Below are 24912 nucleotides of genomic sequence, written 5' to 3'. Positions count from 1 at the left end.
CGCCTCGCTGCACTTCTGCGTGCGTAGTTCATGGGGTCGATCAGCATAACGCAAGCAGAACGGTTGGGCTATAGGGAATCCTGGAGGGTTCGCGGCGCGGGTGAAACCGCCAGAACAGGAACGGGAGCCCGTGCAACGATCGGCCCCGGCACCGCGGGGAGCGTGACACTGTTGGTCCTCTCGGGCCTGTACCAGCCCACGGCGGTGCCGCGCAGGGCCATGATCGCTGAGCCGAACACCACGTAGGCGCGAAGTGGTTCGTAGATAAGCCTGTAGATCGGCACCATGAGCAGGTGGAGGAGGGTCTCGCGGACCATCAGGATGGCCACAATCGAGATGATCATATGAGTTGCGGCGACGAACGCCGAGAAGATAGCGATGGCCTGCCATTCTCCGTGGGCCAGGCTGTTAATTGCGACGATGACTGTCAGGGGCATGAAGATTAGCGGGACGATGACTGAGATCAGCGCATAAGGCATGGTGAGCAAACCGAGCGCCCCGTACTTGGGGTTGAAGAGCATTGAGCGGTGCTTATACAGGGTCTGGAAATTGCCGTAGGTCCAGCGGAGCCGTTGTTTGAACAGGCCTTGGACTGTCAGCGGTGCCTCAGTCCAGGCGACGGCCTCGTTTTCCTGGACGATGCTGTAGCCAAGTCTTTGCAGTGAAAGCGTGAGGTCCGCATCTTCAGCAAGTGTGTCATGGGAGTAGCCGCCGGCCCTGACCAGGGCCTCCCGGCGCCACGCGGCGCAGGCGCCCGGAACGATGGAAATCGCGCCCATGAGGCCCTCAGCCATGCGGGTGACGCAGATACCGGACAGATACTCCAGGCTCTGCCATGCAGTGATGAGATTGCGGCGGTTTCCGACTTTGACGTGCCCTGCCACAGCCCCAACCTCTTTGTCGTGCCGGGGGGCCAGGAAGTGGCGGGCGAACATCTTGATGGTCTGTGGTTCAAAAAGGGTGTCACCATCGAGCGTGACCACAACTTCTCCGCGGGATTGGGCGATTCCGTTGTTGCTTGCAGCAGATTTGCCACCGTTCGGCTGGTCAACGACGCGAAGATTGGGCCACGTCCTGGCGTAGTCCGTCAGCACGGCAAGGGTACCGTCCGTCGACCCGTCGTTAATGGCGACGACTTCCATGCGGGGGTAGTCGCTTGCTCTCAGTGCATCAAGGGTTCTGGACACGACGAGTTCCTCGTTGAAGACGGGGAGGACGACGCTGACGAATGGCCAGTCTTTCTCGTCGATGGCGTCCCAGTGGCGTCGTTTCTGGCGGGAATTGTTGATCACGGCCAGCACCACGAACAGGAATGTCAGGATGGTCATGGAGCCGATGCCGAACCAGAACAACCAGTTGAGGACAACGTTCGGCGTGATCAGGTAGGTTGTGAGTGCCGCGAGGGTCATGGTGTCCTCTACGCTGGCGGTGATGCTGTGCCGCGGTACATACTCCGGGGGCAGCAGGGGTTGGAGAGTAGTGAAGGTGTAGCCCTGCGCTTTGGCCTGCGGGATGAGGGCTTCCAGCATTTTGAGCGTTGCGGTGCGGTCCCCGCCTCCGTCGTGCATCAGCACGACGTGCCCTTCGCCGTTCAGTTGCGGTACCTCAACGGGCACCCCCGGGGCGTGTTCCCAGTCCCTCGTATCGAGGTCCATGTTGATGTTGAGGTAGCCCAGCTGCTGAGCCTGCAGAAGCGCCAGGGTGTTGTTTTCCGGGTTGCCGGTGGGGATCCTGAATAACCGGGTTTCGTAACTCTCCGCAGCTCGAATGACCCGGTCCTCGCCAATGATCTGCTGACGGTTGTACGAGTCGTCGTGGGCCCAGAAATCGGCGTGGGACATGGTGTGGTTGCCGACCATGTGCCCTTCGCGGATCATGCGGCGGAAGATGTCCGGGTGTTTGACGATGTTGTCACCGACGGGGAAGAAGGTCGCCGGCACGCCTTCGTGCGATAGCAGGTCCAGGAGCTGCGTGGTGAAGTGGGGATCGGGCCCGTCATCGAAGGTCAGCATCAGCGTGTGGTCCAGAGCCTGGCCGTAGGCTTCCACAACGTAGGGGCTTTGGCCAATCACCTCTGTCTCGTCTGCGGTGGCTTCCCGCCAGACAGTGTCGCTGAAGGGATCCTTGAGTAGGACCTTGCCATCCTTCGGAACCACGAGCGCGATCCGGTGAAAGATGGCGGTGCCCTCCCTGAAACCGATCCTCGGGATGTTCTCCAGGTCCTGCTGGCTCAGCAATTGCCTTGGATAGGCGGCGGCCTGGTTCTTTTCTCCAAGCCGTAAAGGAGCAGTCGCCGCAGGGAGGATTGCAACGAGGGACAGAACCATCAACATCACTGCGGCAAGCAGGCATGTCCGGACCCGCCGCCAGCGATGTCCGCTGGCGTCGAAGAATACCGGTGCCGGAGCAGTTGAACGAGGAGGGGCTGGTTTTCTCATATACGCCTCGCGAGGTGGTCGTGAGTGCAGGGCAACCTGACTGAATCAGGCAAGTGACCGCCAAGGGAGAAGCAGAAAGGGATAAATCTGCCCCCAACCTGGTGCCGCAGAGCCAGCCGCTCCGAAGTGTCACCGTACCTAGGAACCTAATAGCGCAAGACACAGGTACACATGCGTAGCAGGTACTCGAGTTTTTTCGGGGCGCTACTTGCTGACAAGACTTGGGCACGGCGCCCCAGCTCAGGGGCTTTTCTAAACCCGGCGCACCAGCCAGGTGGCTTCCCACCGGACGTTGTACTCGCCGTTGGTGTTCGACTCAACCAACACATGAGTGACCGTGTACGCGATGGCGTTGCCGATGATGGAACGTACTTTGACGGGGGCCGGCCTGAGCATGATCACAGGCGTTCCGGGGGCTTGTCCCAGTGCATGCTCGCGTGCCTGGGGGATACGGGAATTCAGCATATGGCGTCCTCAGGAGTGCCGGAACTGAACAATGCCGCTTCGAGTGGAAGATCGACACTGATCTGCCCGTGGGTGCGTGGTAACTAGACGTACCCAGCGTGCCGCCATGCAACCAACCCTAGAAGTCCGGCCTGTGCCGCGCATGCGTACGAAGTACTCGACTTTTCGAGGTTGGCTACCTGCTGTCGCGGACGGCGTCCGGCGACGGCGGGAGGCCGCCGTCGTCCGCCACCGCCGCAAATGACCGTCAAACTGTCCCGGACCAGTGATCGAGCCGGGGGAGCCGTGGGGTGAGAATTGATGGTCATGTTTGGTTCCATCAGCAGAGTTCGGTTGGCGTTCAGGTCGGCGTCTGCCGGGCGGCCCTGGGTGAAGAAATTCAGCGGGCGGTGCGGAAGTCGTTGCGGCCAATGCGATTTGATCTTGATTGCTCGCAACTGAGTGGCTGTGTCCGGGCCCATCCGATGCGCGAAAAGACTCGGACGCAATCGCCGAGGCGTGCTTGGATCAGGTGCAGGATAACGACTTACTTTACATAATGTAGATTATCGGCGTTATCTGAGAGTGGAGAGCGGTCTATGTTACGCCAACGTTATGTGGGCGCCTCCCAGGCTTCCTTCAGATGTTGCCGCAGGTCAGGCGGAACTTGCCGGATAGACCTCCAGGCCCCTGATTTAGGTGGCACGCAGACGACACGCCAGTGATTGGCCTGTTCCACTGACCGCAAGGTAACGTTTAGGTCACCGGTCGGCGCACACGCCGAAAAGATCGCCCGAAATGCTCTTGCGTGTGATAAGTCCCCAGATGGCAGCGCCTTCGCGTTGCCGCAGGCCGTGTCCAACTCCGGGCAGGGCATATCCCTAAGGGAAATGCCCGTTCCGTACTCCCATGAAGAGGCTTTTTCCATGCGCAGAAATGATCTGCTGGCCGCCGGCATGCTCACGGTCCTACTCGCCACCTCGGCGTGTGGCTCCGTCACTGGCGCCCCAAACTCACCCGCCCAGGCTTCGGGCTCGGCCAGCGCCGGCATCGAAGCCAGCTCCAGCACCCGGCCCGACAAATCCGCGGAGATCGGCGCCAGCCAGCGTGCCGCCGCAGAGAAGGCAGAGGCAGCCGCAGCGGCTGCAGCGGCCGCGGCAGCGGAACAGCCAGCCGAAGAGGCACCGGCGGCGAGCCCGGTTGCTGCGGCTGTTCCCGTGCCTGCCCTTGCGCCGGCTGTGGTTGCAGCGGCTCCGAAGCCTGCACCGGCACCGGCCCCTGTCCAGCCGGCGTCGTCCTCCGAGAACATTGTCACCACCGCGTACACAACGGCATACACCTGGCACGACAACACGCCGGCCGGCTCAGTTGAAATCAGCCACCCGGTATTGCACCAGTCCGCTGGGGGCACCGGCACTTACGATGACCCCATCACCATCGCCGTGGGGCATTCCCTCGCCACCGGCAAGGACGTGCTCGATTTCCCGGCCGGAACGCGGATCTACCTTCCGGACGTGCGCCGCTACTTTATTGTCGAAGACACGTGTGGCGACGGCAACGATCCCCAGGGCGGCCCCTGCCACCAGGGCACAAACGTGGATGGAAGCAACTCCACCATCTGGATCGACATGTGGATCGGCGGCCAGAGCATGAACGCCAGCGGCGCCGACCAGTGCGCCGGTAAGGTGACTGCCGTTAACACGGCCGTCTTCAACCCGGCGAGCAACTACGTCGTGGCACCAGGCGCGGGTGTCATCCATGATGGCACGTGTGATGCCGGTTATGGCAACGCACTCGTGAAGCAGTAGCTATCAAGGAATTGGCCCCGTAGCGAACCGGGGCCCAGCGGGGGCCGGCGATAATTCGCCGGCCCCCGCTTTTGTGTCCAGAGCACCAGCCTGCGGCACCGGAACGGCTCCCCCGGCCAGCCCGGCCATTGTCTAATCCGGCGGGCTCGCCAAGAATGAACCAATGACGGTCTACCTGCGTTCACTTGAAACTGCTGTTCCGCCGACTGTGCTGGTCCAGGCCGAAGCCCGTGAAGTCTTTGCGGCCCAGCCCGGCCTGACCAGGTTGGGCTCCCGGCTGGTAAACACCTGCTTTGATTCAGCCGCCATCGACACCCGCCATACCGCCGTCGACGAAATGACCATGGCGTTCCGCTCGGATGATCCGCAGTTCTTTGATCCCGCCACCGGCCTGCTCCTGAACCCCACCACCAAGGTGCGCAACGAGATCTTCGCCCGGGAGGTCACCAAACTCTTCATCGAGGCCGCCCGGGCCGCCGTGGACGCCTGCCCGGATCTTTCCCTACTTGACATAACCCATGTTGTCACCGTCTCCTGCACGGGGTTCTTCAACCCTGGTCCTGACTATAAGATCGTCCGCGCGTTGGGGTTGGACCCGGCCGTCCAGCGTTATCACCTCGGATTCATGGGCTGCTACGCAGCCTTTCCGGCGCTGCGGGCCGCCAAGTCCTTCTGCGAAGCGGACCCGCAGGCCGTTGTCCTGGTGGTCTGTGCCGAGCTGTGCTCCCTGCACGTGCGGACGTCCAACGACCCCGACACCATCATGGGTTCGGCGCTGTTCGCCGACGGCGCCGCGGCAGCCATCATTACGGCCCGCAACGATCCGGACGCACCTGCCCTGATGCAGCTGGACCACTTCGAAACCGTGCTCACACCGGTGGGCGAGGAATCCATGGCGTGGAACATCGGCGACCACGGCTTTGAGATGGTGCTCGGTAACTACGTCCCCCACATCATCGACGACCACATCATCGGCGCCCTGACACCGCTGCTGGCCCGGGATCCGTCGTTGCGTGGACTCCCCTACCGGGACATCCGCCATTGGGCCATCCATCCCGGCGGCCGGAGCATTCTGGACAAGGTCCAGGCGCGCCTTGAACTCACGGACCAGCAACTCGTTCCGGCCCGGGATACCCTGCGGGACTACGGCAACATGAGCAGCGCCACGGTGCTGTTTGTCCTCCGGCACATCCTGGAGCAGCCCCCGGTGGAGGGTGAGGAACGCATCTGTTCCATGGCGTTCGGCCCCGGCCTGACAGTGGAAACAGGCCTCTTTACGAAACTCCGCCAGGCCGCCACGGGGAAGCGTGCGGTGCAGCCTGAGGCGGCGTCGTCACTGGCCTGACCTGTGTCCCTGATGCGGCAACGGGCCGTGGACGCCGTGGAAATGATGGACCTGCCGGACTGTGACCCCACCAAACTGGAGCGCACATACCGGCAATTCGGACTGGTGAACCTGCTCTTCTCAGGCTGGCGTCGGCTGTACTGCAATGAGCTTCGCCCTCTGCTCTCCCACGACTCTGCAACGACCGTCCTCGACATAGGATGCGGCGGAGGGGACTTGGCGCGGCAGCTCGTCCTCTGGTCCGCCCGGGACAAACTGCTGCTCGACGTCACCGGCATTGACCCGGACGCCAGGGCATATAGCTACTCGTCACACCGCCCCCACCATTCCTCAGTCCGGTTCCGCCAGGCCGACAGCACAGAACTGGTCCGCGAAGGCCGCCGTTTCGACGTCGTGATCTCGAACCACGTCATCCACCACCTCCGTCCAGCGGACCTTGCGCATCTCCTGGAAGATTCGCAAGCCCTGGCGCGGCGGCTTTCCCTGCACAACGACCTGCGACGGAACCTCGCAGCCTACGCACTGTTCTCTTTGGCGGCCCTCCCTTTCCGCGGCTCGTTCATCCGTGCTGACGGCCTGACCTCGATCAGGCGCAGCTACACACCGAAGGAACTCACAGCCGCCGCTCCCCCGGGCTGGCAGGTGGCACGCCACTCCCCTTTCCACCAGGTCCTCATCCACCGCCGGGACCATCCAGATGGTTGAGGTGGTGATCATCGGCGGCGGACCCGTGGGCCTCTATCTCGCGGCCCTGTTGCTGCAGGAAGGCGTCGCGGTGAGGGTCCTTGAACAGCGGGTTCACCGGGAATCCCACTCGCGGGCCATCGGCATCCATCCCCCCGCCCTCGCGGCCCTGGACCGAGTTGGCGTGGCCAGGGCCATGGTTGGTGCCGGCGTGCAGATCCGCGGCGGTACTGCGGTCAGCGGCGGAAAGACCGTGGGGTCAATGTTCTTCGCATCGGTCTCGGATCGGTTCCCGTTTGTCCTGTCCCTTCCCCAGTCCACAACGGAATCCCTGCTGGAGCAGCGGGTACACGAACTGGATGGCGCGGCGTTGGTCAGGGGCGCCAGGGTGACGGAAATAGGGGACGACGGCGGACTGGTCACCGTCGTCGCCGAGGCCGGCAACGCGGGTGGCGCCGGCAGCCGCATCACCTCACGCCTTGTGGTCGCCGCCGACGGCTCGCGGTCCCGGATGCGCGGCCTGCTGGGCATCCCGGCCACGTCCCGAAGTTATCCCCACCACTATGTGATGGGTGATTTCGCAGCTGAGGACACCCGCAACCACGAAGCCGTCCTGTACCTCGAAGCCGAAGGGATAGTGGAATCCTTTCCGTTGCCTGGCGGTCTCCGCCGCTGGGTTGTCAGGATTCCGCAGCCCGCACCGGCCCTGGACGTGATCGAGCTGGTGCGAATGGTCCACCGGCGCACGGGGGTCCGGCCGGACCCGGCCAGCAACAGCATGCTCAGCAGCTTCAGCCCCCGGTCCACGGTGGCATGCCGGTCAGTCGCGGGCCGGGCGGTCCTGATCGGTGATGCGGCCCATGAACTAAGCCCCATCGGAGGCCAAGGCATGAACCTTGGCTGGCTGGACGCGGCGGAACTGGCGCCGATCATCTGTGCGGCCCTGGCGGGGAAACCGGTTGGCCAGCGCCTGCGCGCCTATTCCACCCGGCGTCGGAAAGCTGCCTTAGCGGCGCGGTGGCAGTCCGAAGTTAATATGGCGCTGGGGCGGCCGTTGGCGCCGCCGTTCCTGGCGTTGAGGAACGCCGCAGTCAGCGCGGTGTCCGGCATCCCGCCGGCCAACAGGCTGGTGGCCCGCCGATTCACCATGCAGTGACCCCGCGCCGGAAGGAGCCGCCGGGTCAGGAGTTCACGAAGTAGCAGTCGTAACTGTCCTGGCTGACGATCAGGCCGTCCCGGACTTCAAAGACCGACGACGTCCGGGCCCGAATGGTCTCACCGGCATCCCAGTACCGCAGGTCCATCAGCGTCCGCGCCGACCAGGCTGCCTCCACCACCACGCGTCCGCCTTCGCAGGTGGTGCGGCGGATCTCGAACTTCTGGTCCGCCACTACTTCGCCGCTTTGGTCGAGGCCGGCCATCGCCTGGTCCCGCGTCCGGGTGGAGCCTTCAGCCGCGAGCAGATGCGGCGCCTCGACTAGCACGAAGTCCGCAGCGAGGAAAGGCCCGATGGCCGCGCCGTCACCGCCGGCTTCCAGGACCCGGATAAAGTCCAGGACAAGTTCCAGTGCGTTGGTTTGGGGCGCAATCAGTTCAGCCATGGCATCGACATTAGCCGACGCGGCCCACGCCGTGCGGCGTCCGCCGCTAGGCTTTCCGCATGACCGCCGTATCTCCGCCCACTTCATTCACTCCTGCGCACCTGAGGGAACGGGTACAGGAAATCCTGTCCGCGGGATCGCTGCCGCCCATCGTCCAGGCCGGGAATCCCGTTCTCCGCCAGCGGGCCGCGGCCGTCGACGGCCAGATCAGCGCTGGCGAGCTGGAGCAGTTGATAGCCCTCATGCGCGAAGTAATGCACGATGCCCCTGGCGTGGGGCTGGCCGCCCCGCAACTCGGAATCCCACTGCAGCTGGCAGTCCTTGAGGACCAGTACGACGTCGACCCGGAGGCTGCGGCGCTGCGGCACCGGAGCCCGCTGGAGTTCCTCACCATCATCAACCCGCGCTACACGGCCGTAGGATCGGAAACCGCCGCGTTCTTCGAGGGGTGCCTCTCGCTGAGCGGGCTGCAGGCAGTGGTGGTCAGGCCTGAGCGGGTGTTGCTCCGGTTCGAATCCCCCGCCGGCCTGGCCTCGGAACGGGAATTCGAGGGGTGGCAGGCGAGGATTGTGCAGCACGAAACCGACCATCTCCATGGCACTCTGTACGTTGACCGGGCCGAGTTGAGGTCCTTGAGCTCCAACGCCGAGTACGCCGCCAACTGGGCGGAACCGGGGATCGGAAAGGCACGTGCGGCCTTGGGATTCCTGCCCGGGAATCCCTGAAACGCCGACGCGTCGCCGCGTCACTCCAGCGGTATGGTTGCCGGATTTGCTTCGGTCGGGAGGAGCCGGGCCCACCAGCGCAGGATGTGCTCGAATCTCTGGCGCCGGTGCTGCGGCTTGCCCGAGCGGGAAAGTTCATGGTCCTCACCCGGGAATATCAGCAGCTGGGCTTCCACGCCGCACCGCTTCAGTGCCGTGAAGTACCGCTGGCCCTGCTCCAGCGGACACCTCAGATCGTTTTCGCTATGGATGACCAGGGCCGGAGTCTGTACGTTGCCGATGTGTTCGAGAGGGCTTTGCGCGGCGACCTCCACCGCCGAGCTGCCGAGATATTCGCTGCCGAAGTACCAGCCAATGTCGGCCGAGCCCTCGAAACTGACCGGGTCCAGGAACCCGCGCTCCACAATGGCACCCGCGAACCTGTGGTGGTGCGCTATGGTCCAGGCGGTCAGGTATCCGCCGTAGGAGCCGCCCATGATGCCCAGCCGGCCGGCGTCCAGCGCCGGAAATTTGGCCAGGGCGCCGTCCAGGAAGGCGAGGACATCCGCCATGTCATCGGTGCCAAAGCGGCCCTTGATGGCCAGCCCGTGTTCCCGGCCGTAGCCTGCGGAGCCGCGTGGGTTGCACATCAGCACGGCGTACCCGGCAGCCGCGTATACCTGGGCTTCGTCGAACAGGGCGACTGTGAATTGGGCGAAGGGCCCACCATGGATGTTCAACAGGACCGGGTGCGGCCCCTTGCCTGGGGGCCGCACCAGCCAGCCATGGACGGGATACCCATCGGACGCTTCAACCGTCACTTCCTGTGGAACCACAATGTCCGCCTGCGTCCGCAGGATGGCCGAAAAGTCTGTCAGCAGCCTTAGCTGCCCGTCGTCGAGCACTCCAACATCCCCATGGGTGGACGGATCGCTGAATACAACGAGGAGCGAACCCCCCGCCCAGGCGGCCCCGGTCACCACCTTGTCACCGTGCACCAGCAGGGCATGCCCGCCCGTCGCTCCCAGCTCGAGGAGCTCAACAGTGCCCTGCGCAATGTTCAGTACCAGGGCCCGGTCCGGGCCGCGGAGCTCAATCCGGGCACCCGGGGCTGCCACGTCCATCAGGTCAGGGTCAGTCAGCGCAACCGGCACGCCGCCGTCGGCCGCGACACAGTAGAAAACGGCGTTGCGTGCCACAAAGTCCCGGCCCGAGCTCCCCAGGTCCCGGGCAATGTAGAACAGCCATTTGCCGTCCCGGGAATGCCGGACGTCCGTGACGCTTTGAGGTGCGGCTGCTCCCAGATCCACCGGGACGGGATTGCCGCCGGCGACCGGCACCGTGAAAATCAAGGTGGACAAGTCGTCGTCGTTCTCCGGCGGTGCTGCCACGAAGTAGACGGCTGATCCGTCCGCACTGAAAACCCCGCAGCTGGCGTCGGTGGCGAGCGATGTCAGCTGCCGGGCTGCCGGCAGCGAGGGAGCAGCCGGGGCCGTCTGTGGCTCGCCGCCAAGTTCCGGGACATCCACGATGAACAGCTGCTGTGGCTTGTCGCGCGTGTAGCCCACGCCGTTCAGCCTGTACTGGTGCGAGGCGATCAACCGTGGCTGCTCCCCATCCGCGGTGACGGACTCGCTGCTGCCGTACCGTCCTGGCTCCGGCTCGCGGGAGCTGAAAACTATCCGGTGCGAATCGGGAGACCATGCGAAGGATTCCACTCCGAGCAGCCTGTTGGTAATGACTTGGGGTTCACCGCCGCCGGCCTCCACCACAACGAGCTGCGCTTTCGACGACGGTCCGCCCGTCCGGAGGAAAGCGAGGACCAGCCCGTCAGGAGAGAAGGCAGGGGCGGTGTCCCGAAAGCCCCGGGTAATTCGCCGCGGCAGCTGTTCCTGGTTCAGCGGGACGTTCCACAGCTGCCCCACGTAGGAATCAGTGTCGAAATCGGGCCGGGTCACCGAGACAACAGCACGGCTGCCGTCCGGGTGAACGGCCGGCGCGGAGACGGAATTGAGCAGCGGGAGGTGTTCTGGCTTCACCCACGTGAGCCTAACGTGCGGCTTTCCCCCAGGCGAACACCCCCTGAAAGCTGGCGCGGCCGCCACCCTGGACCGCGCCCCGCCTAAGATAGTCCGTATGCCATCAAGCCCCCGCCCTCCGCTGCGCTGCCCGCTGTGCGGGGCCGCACTGAATGTCCAGGGCGGCGCAGCTGACGCAGCCCGCAAGGCCCTGGTCTGCGGATCCGGGCACAGCTTCGATGCGGCGAAGCAGGGCTACTTCAACCTGCTGGTGGGCAAGGGGACAGTCTTCGAAGCCGACACCGCCGAGATGGTGGCGGCCCGCTACGCGTTCCTCGACGGCGGGCACTACCGTCCCCTGGCGGACGCCGTCGCCGCCGCCGTCGTGCCCGGGATATCCCCCGGAGAACCATTCACAGTCCTGGACTCGGGCACGGGGACAGGCCACTATCTCAGGGTGGTGCTGGATGAGGTGCAGCGGACTACGGGCAGTTGCATCGCCGTCGCGCTCGACATCTCCAAGTTTGCACTTCGACGCGCCGCGCGCCTCAACCCCGAGTCCGTCAGCCTCGCCTGCGATGTGTGGCAGCCGCTTCCGGTGGCCGACGCCGCAGTCGACGCGATTACGGTGATCTTCGCTCCGCGTAATGCCGCCGAATTCGCCAGGGTCCTCCGCCCCGGCGGGCGCCTCGTGGTGGTGACGCCGCGCGCAGGGCACCTGGCCGCTATCGCCGTCCAGGCAGGGATGCTGTCCATCGAGGACGACAAGGACGCGCGGCTGGCAGGATCCCTCTCGCCGCACTTCGTCACAGAGTCCACCCGGGACCTGGATGTCCGGCTGATGCTGACGCCCAGCGAGCTGGCTGACCTGGCCTTTATGGGTCCGGCCGGGCACCATCTGGACCGCACAGCCATTGCCGCAAAAATCGGCAATGGCGAGGTGTCCCCGCAGGTGGAGGCACGGTTCCGGATCAGCGTCTTCCGCCTCGCACCGGCCGCACAGTAACGACTTGAACACGTTCAACCGCTGCCCTGCACACAACCTGCCGTCCTGCTTTGCAGCGGACTAGGATAAATAGACAGCTACCGGAAGGTCAAGGGGGACGGAATGTTTGAATGGCTCGGCGAAAACTGGTGGGCCCTGTGGCTCACAGCCTTCCTCGCGTTCGCAGTGATCGAAATGATCACCCTTGACCTGTTCTTCATTATGCTCGGCGGCGGAACACTTGCCGCGCTCGTCGCAGATTTCGCTGGCGCTGACCTGTGGCTGCAGATCGTGGTGTTCTGCGTCGTCTCACTGCTGATGATCGCCTTTGTCCGTCCGGTCGCACTAAGCCACCTGAAAAAAGGCCCCGCCGACCAGCGCACCAACATAGACCGGCTCATCGGCGAGCAGGCCCTTGTGATGGAATCAGTGAGCTCCACCGGCGGCCTCGTCAAGATCGGGGGCGATGTCTGGAGTGCCAGGTCTTCCGGCGGCGTCCTGCCTGCCGGCCAGAAAGCAGTGGTCTCCGCCATCGACGGCGCCACGGCAGTTGTCTCCGCACCGCCGGAGCAGTCCACACAGTCCTAAGTACTGCCTAACAATTGGGGAATTGGAGTCGTATGGATAACGCAGGAGGAGCCGCCTTGGCCATTGTGCTGGTGGTCCTGATCGTGTTCGTGATTATTGTTTTGGTCCGCTCAGTGCGGATCATCCCGCAGGCGAGGGCCGGTGTCGTTGAACGGCTCGGCAAATACCAGCGGACCCTCAACCCGGGACTCACCATCCTGATCCCGTTTGTGGACCGGCTCCTGCCGCTCCTGGACCTGAGGGAGCAGGTGGTGTCCTTTCCGCCGCAGCCGGTCATCACCGAAGACAACCTGGTGGTGTCCATCGACACCGTGGTGTATTTCCAGGTCACTGACCCGCGCGCCGCCACATATGAAATTGCCAACTACATCCAGGCCGTCGAGCAGCTCACCACTACCACCCTGCGCAACGTCGTGGGCGGCCTGAACCTGGAAGAGGCGCTCACGTCCCGCGACCAGATCAACGGCCAGCTGCGCGGCGTATTGGACGAGGCAACCGGCCGCTGGGGCATCCGCGTCTCACGCGTGGAACTCAAGGCCATCGACCCGCCACACTCCATCCAGGACTCGATGGAGAAGCAGATGCGGGCCGAGCGCGACCGCCGCGCTGCGATCCTCACCGCCGAAGGCACCAAGCAGTCGGCCATCCTCACGGCCGAGGGCCAGCGGCAAGCTTCGATCCTTGCGGCCGAGGGCGACGCCAAGGCAGCGATCCTCCGCGCAGACGGTGAGGCACAGGCCATTCAGAAGGTCTTCGATGCCATCCACAAGGGCAACCCCGACCAGAAGCTGTTGGCCTACCAGTACCTCCAGACGCTTCCGAAGATCGCCGAAGGATCATCGAACAAGCTCTGGATCATTCCCAGCGAAATTGGTGAGGCACTCAAGGGCATCGGCCAGGCACTTGGCGGAACCAATCCTGACCCTAGCGCCGGCGGCAGCGGGCTGTTCGACGAGGAACCCGCCAAACAGCCTGGGTCCTGACCCGGATCGACCTCAGACAGGCCGGGAGGGGATCCGCGATTCGTCGCGGGTCCCCTCCCGTTTTGCGGCGTGGCCCCACGCCGGTATGATTGAGTATTTGTCCGGTCGGACCAGATCCGCTGGAACAAGAATGCTTCGCAATGCGTTGAATCATATGATGCAGCACAGTGCACACAGTAGTCCGGGGCGGTTATGCCGCACCGGCTTGCGTGGAGTCCTGCTCCGCGAACCGACCAGAGGGAGAAAACATGAGCGATCGCAGCCTGCGGGGTATGCGCCTTGGCGCGCAGAGCATGGAGACCGAGTCCGGCGTTGAGCCGGCTCCGCGCCAGCGCGTCGAATACCGGTGCGAGGACGGCGAGCAGGTCTTCGTGACGTTCTCTTCAGAGGCTGAAATTCCTCCTGTGTGGGTTTCAAAGACCGGCAAGGAAGCGCTCCTCGTCGACGGCGAACGCCCGGACACCAGCAACGAAAAGGCTGTTCGAACCCACTGGGATATGCTGCTGGAGCGCCGTTCCCTTCCGGAACTGGAGCAGATCCTCGAGGACCGGCTGACCATCCTGCGCGAACGCCGTGGCGAACGGCGCACTGCCTGACCCAGTGGTGGACACGGCCTTCCACGGAGGTCACAGCGTCATGGATTGACGCGAGCCCAATGATTGAGAAAGGGCCGGCCCGGCAACGTGATCACGTTGCCGGGCCGGCCCTTATCCTTTGTCCTAACGGCGGTGCACGTCAGCCCTGTGCCGGATCCTTCTTGCCTGTGAGCTTGTTCCAGCGTGCCTGCAGGCCCCACCTGGTGACGTTGATCATGGCCTCGACAACAATGTTGCCGCTCATCTTTGACGCTCCGAGCTCGCGCTCCACGAATGTGATGGGGCGTTCCTCGATCCGGAGGCCCAACTTGGCTACACGCCACGCCAAGTCAACCTGGAAGCCGTAGCCCACCGAATCGACCAGGTCGAGGTTCAATTTTTCCAGTGTGGTCCGCCGGAAGGCGCGGTAGCCGCCGGTGACGTCCTTGATCTTCAGGCCCAGCATCAGCCGGGCGTAGGTGCTGCCAACGCGTGAAATCGCCTGCCGGTACAGCGGCCAGTTGACCACGCTGCCACCGGGAACCCAGCGGGATCCCATGGCAAGGTCCGCGCCCTGTTCAACGGCTTCCAGCAGCTGGGGAAGCTGTTCGGGCTGGTGTGAGCCGTCAGCATCCATTTCCACCAGAACGTCGTAGCCTGCCTCAAGCCCCCATTTGAACCCGGCGATGTAGGCGGCTCCCAGGCCTGCCTTGCCTTTGCGGTGCAAGACGTGAACCTGTGAATCCTCGGCGGCAAAGCCGTCCGCAAGCTGCCCGGTGCCGTCCGGGCTGTTGTCGTCAACCACAAGAACGTCGGAGGCCGGTACGGCTGCACGCAGGCGTTGAAGAGTCTTGGGCAGCGATTCCAGCTCGTTGTAGGTAGGAATGATGGTGAGGACGCGCACAAAGGGCCTTCCTGGACGGGAGCGGTCGGAGCGGCTGAACGGCAGAGTAACAGCTGGCGGTCAGGCGCAACTACCCATTATAGGGCGGTTTATTGGGGCGCTGGCCGGAGTGTTCGGTCAGGACCGCAGTGCCGGACTGGAAAACAGCTCGAGGCCGTCCTTCACCGTCTGCAGGCACACCGGGTCCGCGCCGGTGTCCAGGGCGGGGAGAAGAGGCGTGCGGGCCCGCGGATCCGTGCTCCAGGACTGGACACGTCCGTCCGCCACCTGGACCATGAGCTCCTCAACTTCCCAGACGGCAAAACTTGCTGGTGCGCCGGGAACCAGCTGCCCGGCCATGGGATTGTGGTACTTAGCGGCCCGCCACCCCGCCCGGGTGTGACCAAGGAACGCTGCCCGGGCCGAGATCCGTTCAGCGTGGTTGTGGTGTTCCAGGCAGGCGCGGACGCTGGACCACGGGCGGAGCGGTGTCACCGGGCTGTCGCTGCCGAAGCTGATGGGGACACCGGCAGCGTAGAACGAGGCAAACGGGTTCATGGACCGGCTCCGGCTCCCCAAGCGCTGCGCATACATTCCGCCGTCGCTCCCCCAGGAAGCGTCGAAGCCTGGCTGGGCGCTGACGCTGACGGCGTAGCGGGCTAGCTGTTGTACGGCGTCCGCGTCGGCCAGTTCTACATGCTCGAAGCGGTGGCCGGCGGCACGGACCCGCTGCTCCCCCACTTCGGCGGCCGCGAGTTCCAGCGCGTCCAGCGCGGCGTCAAGTCCCGCGTCGCCGATGACGTGGAAGCCGCCCTGAATGCCCAGCAGCGAGCAGGCCGCCAGGTGGGCGCCGGCCTGCTCTGCCGAGATGTACAGGTTGCCCCGCTCCCCCGCCGCGTCGTTGTAGCCGGCCCTCAGGGCCGCTGTCCTGGAGCCGATGGAACCGTCAATGTTCAGGTCACCTGCCAGGCCGCGCACAGATACCCCAAGGTCGTCCAGCAGCGTCTGGGCCTGCTCCTCCGAGGTGGCCAGTTCGCCCCAGTACGGCAGGATTTCGGGCATGGCCCCTGTCATTGCCTCTTCGGTGGACGTGTTCCATGTGGCGGCCAGGCGGAGGTCGGATACACCCCCGATATGCGGTGCGGCCATCTCCGCCAATGCCACGTAACCGTTTTCGGCAGCTTCGGTCAGGGCGCGCCGCTGGTACTCCAGGAGGCTGGCCTCCGGGAGCCGTCGTGCTTCCCGGCGGGCCGCCGTATGGGCGGCCCGCTTTACTTGTGAATCTGTGGTGTAGCCGTCGAGGCCGCCAAGCCCGGCGGCGGCTGCCAGGGAGGATGAGACCAGCGCCGAATGCGCATCCACCCTGGCCAGGAACACTGACCTGCCGCCCGCCGCCCGTTCAAGTTCCTCGGCCGCCGGCAGGGCAGGGTCCTCCCACGTGGATTCATCCCAGCCGTGACCCAGCAGGGGGCCGTCGCCCTTGGCTGCGGCCACGGCATCGAGTAATTGCCGGGCGGAGCGGATCCCGCCCAGCTGGAGGGAACCCAGTGCGATGCCGGTTTCGGTGAGGTGGACGTGCGAGTCGACAAACCCCGGCGCGACAAGGGCCCCATGGAGGTCGATGATTTCCATGGAGCTGTCGGCAATGGAGGAGGCAGCCTGCTCGGAGCCGACCCAGGCAACGGTGTCGCCGTCAACCAGCATGGCGGTGGCGAAGGGGTCCGCTGCCGTGTAGACCGAGCCGTTGCGGTAGAGGACCACCTTCCGCTCGTGCGGTGCGTGTGTGGTGGAACGTTCAGTGGTCATGCGGGCGAAGCTCCTGGGGCTAGGGAAAGAAGTCGGGGTGCCGGTGCGTCAGGGCGGGTTCATCAAAGTACGGAGGAGTAGGCTACGACGCCGCGGCGGATGAGCGAAATTGCTTCTGCGCAAAGCCTTGACACGCGCGGATCCAGGCCGGGAATCTTGGCGAGCTGGTCCAGGAGGTCGATGACCTGTTTGACCCAGCGGACAAAATCGCCCGCCGCCAGGTCGGTGCCGTTGAGCACTTCCTGGAGGTGCCGTCCCTTGGCCCATTTGTACATGGGCCAGACGAGACCCAGCTCGGGTTCAGCAGTCAGCGGCAGCTTATTGGCCTCTTCCACGTCTTCCAGGGCCGACCATTCCCGGATCACCACATCCACGGACGATTCAAGTGAGACGCTGGGCATCCGCGGGCGGAGGCCTCTGTCCTCGCGTTTTGCCTGGTAGACCAGGACGCTGGCCAGGGTTGCTACTTCGACGGCGTCCAGGTCGTTCAGTGCGCCCAGCCGCAGGGCTTGCGAAATCAGCAGGTCCTTCTCGCCATAGATCCGTCGGAGCCGCTGGCCGTCCGGGCTGATCGCCAGCCGGCCGTCAGCTCCCGCTTCCAGGTAGCCGTAGGCGGAAAGGACGTCGCAGACACGATCGAATGTTTTGGCAATGGTGTTGGTCCGGCCCTGGATCTGCCGCACCAGGGCATCTGTCTCCCGGCGCAGCTTCCACCACCGCTCGGACCAGCGCGCGTGGTCTTCACGCTCACTGCAGCCGTGGCAGGGGTGGGCGCGGAGTGCCCTGCGAAGCTCCGTGATGCGTTTCTCCTGATGGGGCAAGACGGATCCCAGACCAAAGTCGGTGCTGCGGCCGGGTGCCGGCGGGCGGTTCTCCCGCAGCGCATTCCGGGCCGACGATGCGAGGTCGCGCCGTGATTTGGGGACCTTTGCGTTGAACGACTTCGGGATCCGGATCCGCGTCAGGGGCGCGATGGGGCCTTCCAGGTCCTCGGTGCCGATTCGCCTGAGCTGGTTGTCAAGCGTGAGGATGGCGGGCCGTGGTTCCCTGCCGCTGTGGTCCGAGCTCAACACAATCGCTGGCCCGGGAGCCCGCCCTCCCGGGACGTCCACCACGTCGCCAGGCATCAGCCGCGCCAGCGAATCCTCATTCAGGGACTTGTGGGCCCGGGACTTGCTGCGGGAGGTGACATTCTCGGCGTCGGACAGTTCACGGCGCAACCGGGCATATTCGGTGAAGTCTCCGAGGTGGCAGTTCATGGACTTGGCGTATCCGGTGAGGGACTCTTCGCGGCTGCGCACCTGCTTGGCAAGTCCCACCACGGACCGGTCCGCCTGGAACTGCGCGAAGGAGGATTCAAGGATTTCCCGCGCACGGGCACGGCCAAACTGTGCCAACAAGTTGATGCTCATGTTGTACGTCGGCCGGAAGCTTGAGTTCAGCGGATAGGTACGCCGCGAGGCCAGGCCGGCAACGGCGGCAGGGTCTGTGCCGGGCTGCCAGAGGACAACCGCATGGCCTTCGACATCGATGCCGCGGCGGCCCGCGCGGCCGGTCAGCTGCGTGTACTCCCCCGCTGTGATGTCCACATGGGCTTCGCCATTGAACTTGTCGAGTTTTTCCAGGACTACGGAGCGGGCGGGCATGTTGACGCCCAGTGCCAGCGTTTCGGTGGCGAACACAGCCTTGACCAGGCCCTCAACGAAAAGCTTCTCCACTACTTCCTTGAAAGTGGGAAGCATGCCGGCATGATGGGCCGCGAAACCACGGAGCAGGCCGTCCCGCCACGTCCAGAATCCTAGGACGTCCAGGTCATCGGAAGGGATGTCCTGCCCGGCCTCGTCAACGCGCTGGGCAATAATCTGCTGCTCTTTCTCCGTGGTCAACCAGAGTCCGGAAGATACACACTGCGCAACGGCGGCGTCGCAGCCTGCCCGCGAGAAAATGAACGTGATGGCAGGAAGGAGGTCCTGCCTGTCCAAGCTCGCGATGACCTGGGGCCGGCTGGCTTTCCGGACAGCGCCGGGCTGGGCGCCCTGCCGGGGGCGCTCCTCTGTTCGTTGCCGGTGCTGCCGGCGCTGGCTCCGGCCGCCGTGGCCAAAGCGGCCGGCAAAACTTTGCTGGCCTTCGGTGCGGGCCATCCTGAGCAGGTCCGGGTTGACCTCAAACCCGTGGCCATCGGCGTCTTTGGTGGCTGCGGTGAGCCGTTCCTGGACCGGTATCGGAACTCCGGTCTCAGCGTCCGCGGGCGGGGCGATCTCGTCGAAGGTGGTTTCGCCGGCGAACAGGTCCACGATGTCGCGGCCCACCATGACGTGCTGCCAGAGGGGAACCGGCCGGTGTTCGGAAACGATGATGTCGGTGTCGCCGCGCACAGTATCCAGCCAGGCGCCGAATTCTTCTGCGTTGGACACTGTGGCGCTGAGGGAAGCCACCTGGACTTCACTGGGGAGGTGGATGATGACTTCCTCCCAGACGGCACCACGGAAGCGGTCCGCGAGGTAGTGGACTTCGTCCATAACCACAAAGCCGAGGTCGTCCAGGGTTTCGGAGTCTGCGTAGAGCATGTTCCGGAGGACTTCCGTGGTCATGACCACCACGGGAGCGTCGCCATTAATGCTTGTGTCCCCGGTCAGGAGGCCGACGTTTTCCGCGCCGTACTTTTCGGACAGCTCGGTGAACTTCTGGTTGCTCAGTGCCTTGATCGGCGTGGTGTAGAAAGCTTTAAGGTTTCGTTCCAATGCCAGGTAGATGGCAAATTCGCCCACGATGGTTTTGCCGGCGCCGGTGGGGGCCGCCACCAGCACTCCCTTGCCCTCTTGGAGGGAGCGGCAGGCGAGGCGCTGGAATTCGTCAAGTTCAAAATCAAGGGTGCGGACAAACCCGCCGAGGTAGGTGCCCGCTTCGGCGGTGCGTTCCGTGCTGGCCCGGTAGCTTTCAGAGGGCGAGAGTGGCCCGGAGTTAGAGGACATGCCTCAAGCCTAGTGCGCCGCGCGCTACAGGTTCTTCAGTTCGTTGCCGGGCGTCGCGATGTCGGCCGTTGCGTCCGTCTCCGCAGCCTGTTTCGCCACGCGCTTGTCACGGCGCTTGTCGTTGAAGATGCAGAGCCCGATCGCCGCGAAAAACAGAATCAACAGCGGCGCAGCAAGCAGGAACATGGACAGTGCGTCCGTGCCTGGTGCGGCCAGGGCGGCCAGTACAAAGACCAGGAAGACGATTATCCGCCAGGCTTTGAGGATGGTCCTGCCCCTGACCACGCCCGCCATATTGATGCCGACCAGGATCACGGGGACCAGGAAGGAGATCCCGAGGATAAGCAACATCTGGGTGGCGAACGTCAGGTAGTCAGTGGCCGAGATGTTGTTGGCGCCGGTGGCGGGTGTGAACTGCAGCAGCGCCCTGACTACGGTGGGAAACACGAGCCAGGCGACAAAAACCCCGGCCAGGAACAGTGGCACAGCGGCCGCCATAAATCCGAGCGTGTAGCCGCGTTCCTTCTTGGTCAGCCCCGGCGTGATGAAAGCCCACACCTGATAGATCCAGACAGGACTGGAGATCACCAGCCCGATCTGGATGGCAATCTGGATCTTGAACGCAAAAGGATCCGCGATGGTCGCAAAGTTCAGGACGGCAGTGCGCCCCGTGTCCCGGGCAATGGAAATCAGCGGATCCGACAGGTTGGTGACCACAGGGTCGTAAAGAAACCAGCCACCCACACCAGCGAGCAGCACAGCAATTGCCGATTTGATCAGCCGGTTCTTGAGCTCCTTGAGGTGGTCCCAAAGAGCCATCCGACCCTCAGGGTTGGACTTACGGCCCCGCGTTAGTGCCACTTCGGGTTAAGCGCGGGTCGACGGCGGAACGTCAGTGCCGTCGGTCGGCTCACCGGGCTTCGCCGGCGGGTGGTTAACGATCTTGCCTTCCACCGGGCCGGAAGCTGTGTCAGTGGAGTCGGTTTTGCCGTCGTTCTTCATCTCCTTGACCTCGGACTTGATGATCCGCATGGACTGGCCAAGGCTGCGCGCCATGGCAGGGAGTTTAGGCGCCGCGAAAAGCAGCAGCGCAACGACGATGATAATAACAATTGGCCACGGGCCATCAAAGAGTCTTCCCACGGGAAATCCTTTCCTCTTACAACATCCTACGTCTAACTGAGATTGAGATCGCGAAGTGACTGGGGCTGGCCCCGGTCGCGCCTCCGCTGGATCCGCCTCTGGCGGCGGTCCTCCCGGCGGGATGACTTGGACGCGTCGTAATCATGACGCATCTGCGCCGGTGAGGCAAAAACAGCCGCACCGGGCTGAAGCGATTCCGCAGGCTGTAAGCCGTCATCTACCGTGGTCGCTTCCGGTGCCAGGTGTGCCACCTTAGCCCCGGCAGCACCCAGGTCCTTCATCACCCTCATGAATTGGCGGTACAGCCGGATGCCCAGAAGGACATAAAAGAGCAGGGAGAGCGCAATAAGCGCAATCCAGATCAAGATCCAAGACCACCAAGGCATGCTGACGAGTCTAGCCGTCGTACCGGGCCAGGGCCGCCTCGATCCAATCCAGCGCCGCCGCCCCAAGCTCGGATGGTTCGAGAATCTTGGCGGCCCCGCCGTGCTGGGCCACGAACATGGGCAGCCAGGCCGTGCTGCCGAACCGTATCTCGGCAACGAGGCCGCCGTCGGGAAGAGGTGCCACACGTTCGGCGTAGTAATCGTCCGCCAGGCCGGCGCCCTGCCTGGTGAGCTGCACGAGGACCGTGGTGTCGTCGTCATTGGGGGTGAACAGCTTGGCCGGGAAGCCATCCCCGGCCCGGACCTGCGTGGATGCTGAATGTCCGTTCGGGTGGACGGCCTGGACCCTGTCCAGCCTGAAGTTCCGCAGCCCCTGGGCCGAATGGCAGTAGGCCTCGAAGTACCAGGTGTTATCCAGGGAATACAGGCGGAGCGGGTCCACGTCACGTTCTGAAACCTGGTCGCGTTGGGCTGAGAGGTACACGAGCCGCAGCTGCGACCGCTCCTGGATGGCCCCGCGGACAACGTCAAGGACGGCCGAATCAGCGGGCCCAACCTCCGGACCGGCAAGCGAACCGGCCCGGAGCCCTTCTTCCCCGGCCGCTGCCATCAGCTTGAGGGTCACGGACTCCAATGCGCCGCCCTCGGCAAGTTCCGGGAGCCCGTTGAGCGTCTCAAGACCGGTCAGCAGCGCACAGGCCTCGTCCACGGTAAACCGGACCGGTCGGTTGAGATCCAGGTCCTGGGTGATGTAAACGTGGCCCTCTTCCCAGTGGATGTCCAGGAGGTCGTCCGGGTATCCCTCGGGAAGTCCGGAGCAGATGAGGATCCGCAGGTCACTTTCCAGCTCCCCAGGCGTGACGTCGAAGCGGGCCGCGACATCCTGGATGTGGAGGCCCTGGTTGTGGACCAGGAACGGAACCAGTGCCAGCATGCGCTTGAGCTGGTCCTCTGAGGTGCGTTTGCGGACGGCGCGGCCCCGCGGTGCATCGGTAAACACATAGGCAGGGCTGGGAGCCGCACAGAAGGCGGCCGCGTTGCGCAGCCGGTGCCGCACAGCTGCCACGAGCTCTTGGGGAGCATATGCCACAGCGTCGGGGCCATAGGAGGCGAGCTCCTCGGCCAGTACCTCAACGTCCCTGAAGTTGACCGCCAGCCGTTCGTAGCCGGCGTCGGGCGTTCCTTCACTCCCGGCGGGAACCGGAGTGGTGCGACGGCGCAGGCCAAGGAGGCGGCCCTCCCGGACGTCCACGACGGCGGTCCGGAGCGGGAGTTCCGGAAGCCGGTCCAGTTCTGCGCGGACATTGAAGTTCGGCGGGGCCGAGTACGTTTCCTTGTCCAACACCGTGGCGGGGCCCGTGAACCGGGAGAGCCGGAAGTGGCGCGGCGCCTGGCGCGAGCGGTCGTAGCCGGTCAGATACCACTGGCCAAAGCGGCTGCCGAGGCCCCACGGCTCCACGATCCGCTGCTCTTCGTTACCGGTGGTCCCTGCCAGGTAGGGGAAGCTGACGGGGTGCTGGGCGTGCATGGCTGCCACCACGTCATCGAAGGCTTGGCCCGCCGGCCGGATCCGCGGCTGCACGCCGACGGGGAGTTCAACGTCGGACAGGGTGCCGGAGGCCTGGAGCTTGCGGAGCGCGTTGGCGGCGGCGGTTCCCAGGGCGGCACGCTCCCACAGTTGGGACGCCAACAGGAGGACGGTCCACTCCCCCGGGCTGAGCTGCACATCGGGCAGCCGGTTCGATTCCTTGCCGATGCGGTAGCGGGTGGTGGCCGGGTCATCTTCGCTCCAGCCATGGTCCGTCACGGTTTCCACATCGAAGCCGAACTGACGGAGGTCATTTTTATCCCGTTCAAACATCCTGCCGAAGGCCACGTCGTTGCCGGACGTGTCGTGGTAGACCTTCGCCCGCAACTCTGCACGACCCAGGCCGTATTTGGTGTTCAGGAGGGCTATCAGGAGGTTCAGCAGGCGTTCAGTACGGGAGACGGACACGCTGGCTACGTTACTAAACTCCTCCGCGGAAAGCAGAAAGCGCGGCAACAACAGGAAAACAGAACCCTGATTGTTACCGCGCCTTCCGGCCCTACAATGCTTCGGTCAGCGGACGCCTACGAGGTCCACTACAAAGATCAGCGCTTCGTTGGGGCCGATGGCTCCGCCGGCGCCGCGGGAGCCGTACGCCAGCTCGGAAGGAATTTCCAGGCGACGGCGGCCGCCCACCTTCATGCCCAGCAGGCCCTGGTCCCAGCCCTGGATGACCTGGCCCACGCCCACGCGGAAGTCCAGCGGGGCGCCGCGGCCCCAGGAAGCGTCAAACTCTTCGCCGGTGGACCAGGCCACGCCGACGTAGTGGGTGGAGACGGTGTCGCCCTTTTTGGCCTCGGCACCGTCACCCTCGATGAGGTCGGTGATGACCAGTTCGGTGGGGACATCGCCTTGCGGGAAGTCAATTTCCGGCTTCTGGCGGTCGAAATCGCGCTGACCAAATGACATGGTTGCTCCTTTGATTATTCGGGTGGGTGATGTGTTGCTGTTACTTGACACCGAGGATGTCCACAACGAAGACAAGGTCACCCTTGGCTTCGCCCTGGCCGGCATCACCGTAGGCGAGGTCCTTGGGGACCACCAGGAGGACCCGGGAGCCCACCGTCTTTCCTGCCAGGCCCTGGGTCCAGCCCGGGATCACGCCGGTCAACGGGAAGCTGGCCGGCTCGCCGCGGTCAAAGCTTGAATCAAATTTAGTGCCGCCCACGAGGTTAACGCCAACGTAGTTGACGGTCAGCGTGTCCGTTTCCTTGACTGCAGCGCCGGTGCCCTTGATCAGGTCCTGGGACACGAGTGCAGCGGGCGCAGCGATTCCGTCGACGGAGATCTCCGGCACACCCTTGTCGTTATCCTTTACGGTCGGCAGGCCGGCCGGCGGGGTGACAGTCTCGCCTTCGGGCTTTGCGAGCGGAGGAACAGACGGCGCGACATCCTTGGTGGAGAGCACCTTGATCAGGAGAAGCTGCGTTGGCTGGGCGGGTGCGCCTTCGGCGGTTGCGGCCTGGCCGGGGATGGCCAGGGCAAGGCTCGAGCCGACCTTGGAGCCAACAAAGGCGCTGTAGATGACCGGGCTCTGGGTCTTGAGCTCTTCGTTCAGCGGCAGCGGTTCGGGATCGCTGGGGAAAGTGTCCTCCAGAGTGGATCCGTCAGCGCCGCTGAGCGCGAGGATGGAGATATTTGCGACCTGGTTCTCTTTGACCCGGTCGCCCTCACCTTCGGTGACCACCTTGATGGTGGGTTCGGCGACCTCGAGGGGCTTGGAGAACTCGACACCGGGAGCCTTCTTGTCCCCGTTGTCCGTCAGTTTCAGGGAGTCGAACTTGGCAGTGTCACCGGCAGACTGGCTGGTGGGTTCCGGTGCTGCGGGTGAACCGCCACAAGCGGTAAGCAGCAGCAGGCCGGGGATCAGGATTGCTAGGAGTCGGCGCACGTAAGAGAACTTTCGTCGGGGCAGGGTGGACGCGGTGCCGGAATCAGGCGCTCGGCACCGCTTCAAGGCC

Annotated in this window: 22 protein-coding genes; 9 read left to right on the top strand and 13 right to left on the bottom strand. The window is 64.4% G+C overall.

All coding sequences use genetic code 11. The features are described 5' to 3' along the window. Positions 1 to 68: 68 nt before the first annotated feature. A complete protein-coding gene (locus ACZY0Q_RS02815) occupies positions 69 to 2237 on the bottom strand; it encodes a bifunctional polysaccharide deacetylase/glycosyltransferase family 2 protein (protein WP_463914423.1) in 2169 nt (722 codons plus the stop codon). A gap of 453 nt (positions 2238 to 2690) precedes the next feature. Then, on the bottom strand, positions 2691 to 2903 hold the full coding sequence (locus ACZY0Q_RS02810; RefSeq protein ID WP_463914420.1) for a hypothetical protein: 213 nt from the start codon (positions 2901 to 2903) through the stop codon (positions 2691 to 2693). Between the two features lie 905 nt (positions 2904 to 3808). Here ACZY0Q_RS02810 and ACZY0Q_RS02805 point away from each other — a divergent pair. The 4 genes from ACZY0Q_RS02805 to ACZY0Q_RS02790 all read left to right on the top strand — a co-directional run bounded on the left by ACZY0Q_RS02805 (position 3809) and on the right by ACZY0Q_RS02790 (position 7875). Beyond that, positions 3809 to 4690, top strand: coding sequence for a hypothetical protein (locus ACZY0Q_RS02805; RefSeq protein ID WP_463914417.1), 882 nt, complete (start codon positions 3809 to 3811; stop codon positions 4688 to 4690). 163 nt (positions 4691 to 4853) lie between these two features. After that, the gene (locus tag ACZY0Q_RS02800) at positions 4854 to 6035 is read left to right on the top strand and encodes a type III polyketide synthase (protein ID WP_463914414.1); all 1182 of its coding nucleotides are present in this window, start codon (positions 4854 to 4856) and stop codon (positions 6033 to 6035) included. A gap of 12 nt (positions 6036 to 6047) precedes the next feature. Next, positions 6048 to 6740, top strand: coding sequence for a class I SAM-dependent methyltransferase (locus tag ACZY0Q_RS02795; RefSeq protein ID WP_463914411.1), 693 nt, complete (start codon positions 6048 to 6050; stop codon positions 6738 to 6740). Next, entirely contained in the window at positions 6733 to 7875 is a 1143-nt protein-coding gene (locus tag ACZY0Q_RS02790) for an FAD-dependent oxidoreductase (protein ID WP_463914408.1), read from the top strand. Before ACZY0Q_RS02795 ends, ACZY0Q_RS02790 begins: the two co-directional genes overlap by 8 nt. A gap of 25 nt (positions 7876 to 7900) precedes the next feature. Here the strand turns inward: ACZY0Q_RS02790 and ACZY0Q_RS02785 are convergent, their stop codons facing one another. After that, on the bottom strand, positions 7901 to 8320 hold the full coding sequence (locus ACZY0Q_RS02785; RefSeq protein WP_463914405.1) for a nuclear transport factor 2 family protein: 420 nt from the start codon (positions 8318 to 8320) through the stop codon (positions 7901 to 7903). A 59-nt stretch (positions 8321 to 8379) separates the two neighbouring features. Here ACZY0Q_RS02785 and ACZY0Q_RS02780 point away from each other — a divergent pair, with 59 nt between their 5' ends. After that, positions 8380 to 9045: a peptide deformylase gene (locus ACZY0Q_RS02780; protein WP_463914402.1), complete on the top strand. Its 666-nt coding sequence runs from the start codon at positions 8380 to 8382 to the stop codon at positions 9043 to 9045. Between the two features lie 20 nt (positions 9046 to 9065). Here the strand turns inward: ACZY0Q_RS02780 and ACZY0Q_RS02775 are convergent, their stop codons facing one another. Then, positions 9066 to 11063, bottom strand: coding sequence for a S9 family peptidase (locus ACZY0Q_RS02775; protein WP_463914399.1), 1998 nt, complete (start codon positions 11061 to 11063; stop codon positions 9066 to 9068). A 97-nt stretch (positions 11064 to 11160) separates the two neighbouring features. Here ACZY0Q_RS02775 and ACZY0Q_RS02770 point away from each other — a divergent pair, with 97 nt between their 5' ends. From ACZY0Q_RS02770 to ACZY0Q_RS02755, 4 genes are all read left to right on the top strand, one after another. Next, complete coding sequence (locus ACZY0Q_RS02770) at positions 11161 to 12048, top strand: putative RNA methyltransferase (RefSeq protein ID WP_463914396.1); 888 nt, start codon at positions 11161 to 11163, stop codon at positions 12046 to 12048. Positions 12049 to 12150: 102 nt separating this feature from the next. Next, complete coding sequence (locus tag ACZY0Q_RS02765) at positions 12151 to 12615, top strand: NfeD family protein (RefSeq protein WP_463914393.1); 465 nt, start codon at positions 12151 to 12153, stop codon at positions 12613 to 12615. A gap of 32 nt (positions 12616 to 12647) precedes the next feature. Next, the gene (locus tag ACZY0Q_RS02760) at positions 12648 to 13598 is read left to right on the top strand and encodes an SPFH domain-containing protein (RefSeq protein WP_354162696.1); all 951 of its coding nucleotides are present in this window, start codon (positions 12648 to 12650) and stop codon (positions 13596 to 13598) included. A 248-nt stretch (positions 13599 to 13846) separates the two neighbouring features. Next, entirely contained in the window at positions 13847 to 14194 is a 348-nt protein-coding gene (locus ACZY0Q_RS02755; protein ID WP_056627246.1) for an RNA polymerase-binding protein RbpA, read from the top strand. 139 nt (positions 14195 to 14333) lie between these two features. On the opposite strand, the gene ACZY0Q_RS02750 is transcribed toward ACZY0Q_RS02755, so the two are convergent. The 9 genes from ACZY0Q_RS02750 to ACZY0Q_RS02710 form a co-directional block, all read right to left on the bottom strand. Beyond that, positions 14334 to 15077: a polyprenol monophosphomannose synthase gene (locus ACZY0Q_RS02750; RefSeq protein ID WP_463914390.1), complete on the bottom strand. Its 744-nt coding sequence runs from the start codon at positions 15075 to 15077 to the stop codon at positions 14334 to 14336. Positions 15078 to 15194: 117 nt separating this feature from the next. Beyond that, positions 15195 to 16862, bottom strand: coding sequence for an amidohydrolase (locus ACZY0Q_RS02745; protein WP_463914387.1), 1668 nt, complete (start codon positions 16860 to 16862; stop codon positions 15195 to 15197). Between the two features lie 62 nt (positions 16863 to 16924). Continuing rightward, a complete protein-coding gene (locus ACZY0Q_RS02740; RefSeq protein ID WP_463914385.1) occupies positions 16925 to 19834 on the bottom strand; it encodes a DEAD/DEAH box helicase in 2910 nt (969 codons plus the stop codon). A 24-nt stretch (positions 19835 to 19858) separates the two neighbouring features. Then, entirely contained in the window at positions 19859 to 20653 is a 795-nt protein-coding gene (tatC, locus tag ACZY0Q_RS02735; protein WP_463914383.1) for a twin-arginine translocase subunit TatC, read from the bottom strand. Positions 20654 to 20701: 48 nt separating this feature from the next. Beyond that, a complete protein-coding gene (gene tatA, locus ACZY0Q_RS02730; RefSeq protein WP_056340008.1) occupies positions 20702 to 20977 on the bottom strand; it encodes a Sec-independent protein translocase subunit TatA in 276 nt (91 codons plus the stop codon). A 32-nt stretch (positions 20978 to 21009) separates the two neighbouring features. Beyond that, positions 21010 to 21363: a hypothetical protein gene (locus ACZY0Q_RS02725; protein ID WP_463914381.1), complete on the bottom strand. Its 354-nt coding sequence runs from the start codon at positions 21361 to 21363 to the stop codon at positions 21010 to 21012. Between the two features lie 10 nt (positions 21364 to 21373). After that, complete coding sequence (locus ACZY0Q_RS02720) at positions 21374 to 23359, bottom strand: helix-turn-helix transcriptional regulator (RefSeq protein ID WP_463914378.1); 1986 nt, start codon at positions 23357 to 23359, stop codon at positions 21374 to 21376. Between the two features lie 105 nt (positions 23360 to 23464). Continuing rightward, positions 23465 to 23860: an FKBP-type peptidyl-prolyl cis-trans isomerase gene (locus ACZY0Q_RS02715; RefSeq protein ID WP_056340002.1), complete on the bottom strand. Its 396-nt coding sequence runs from the start codon at positions 23858 to 23860 to the stop codon at positions 23465 to 23467. A 40-nt stretch (positions 23861 to 23900) separates the two neighbouring features. Beyond that, positions 23901 to 24842 (bottom strand): FKBP-type peptidyl-prolyl cis-trans isomerase, encoded by a 942-nt coding sequence (locus tag ACZY0Q_RS02710; RefSeq protein WP_463914375.1) that lies wholly within the window; start codon positions 24840 to 24842, stop codon positions 23901 to 23903. Positions 24843 to 24912 lie beyond the last annotated feature (70 nt).

It is taken from the genome of Pseudarthrobacter lactosi, assembly GCF_055412785.1.
This window is presented reverse-complemented; position numbering and strand designations above follow the sequence as displayed.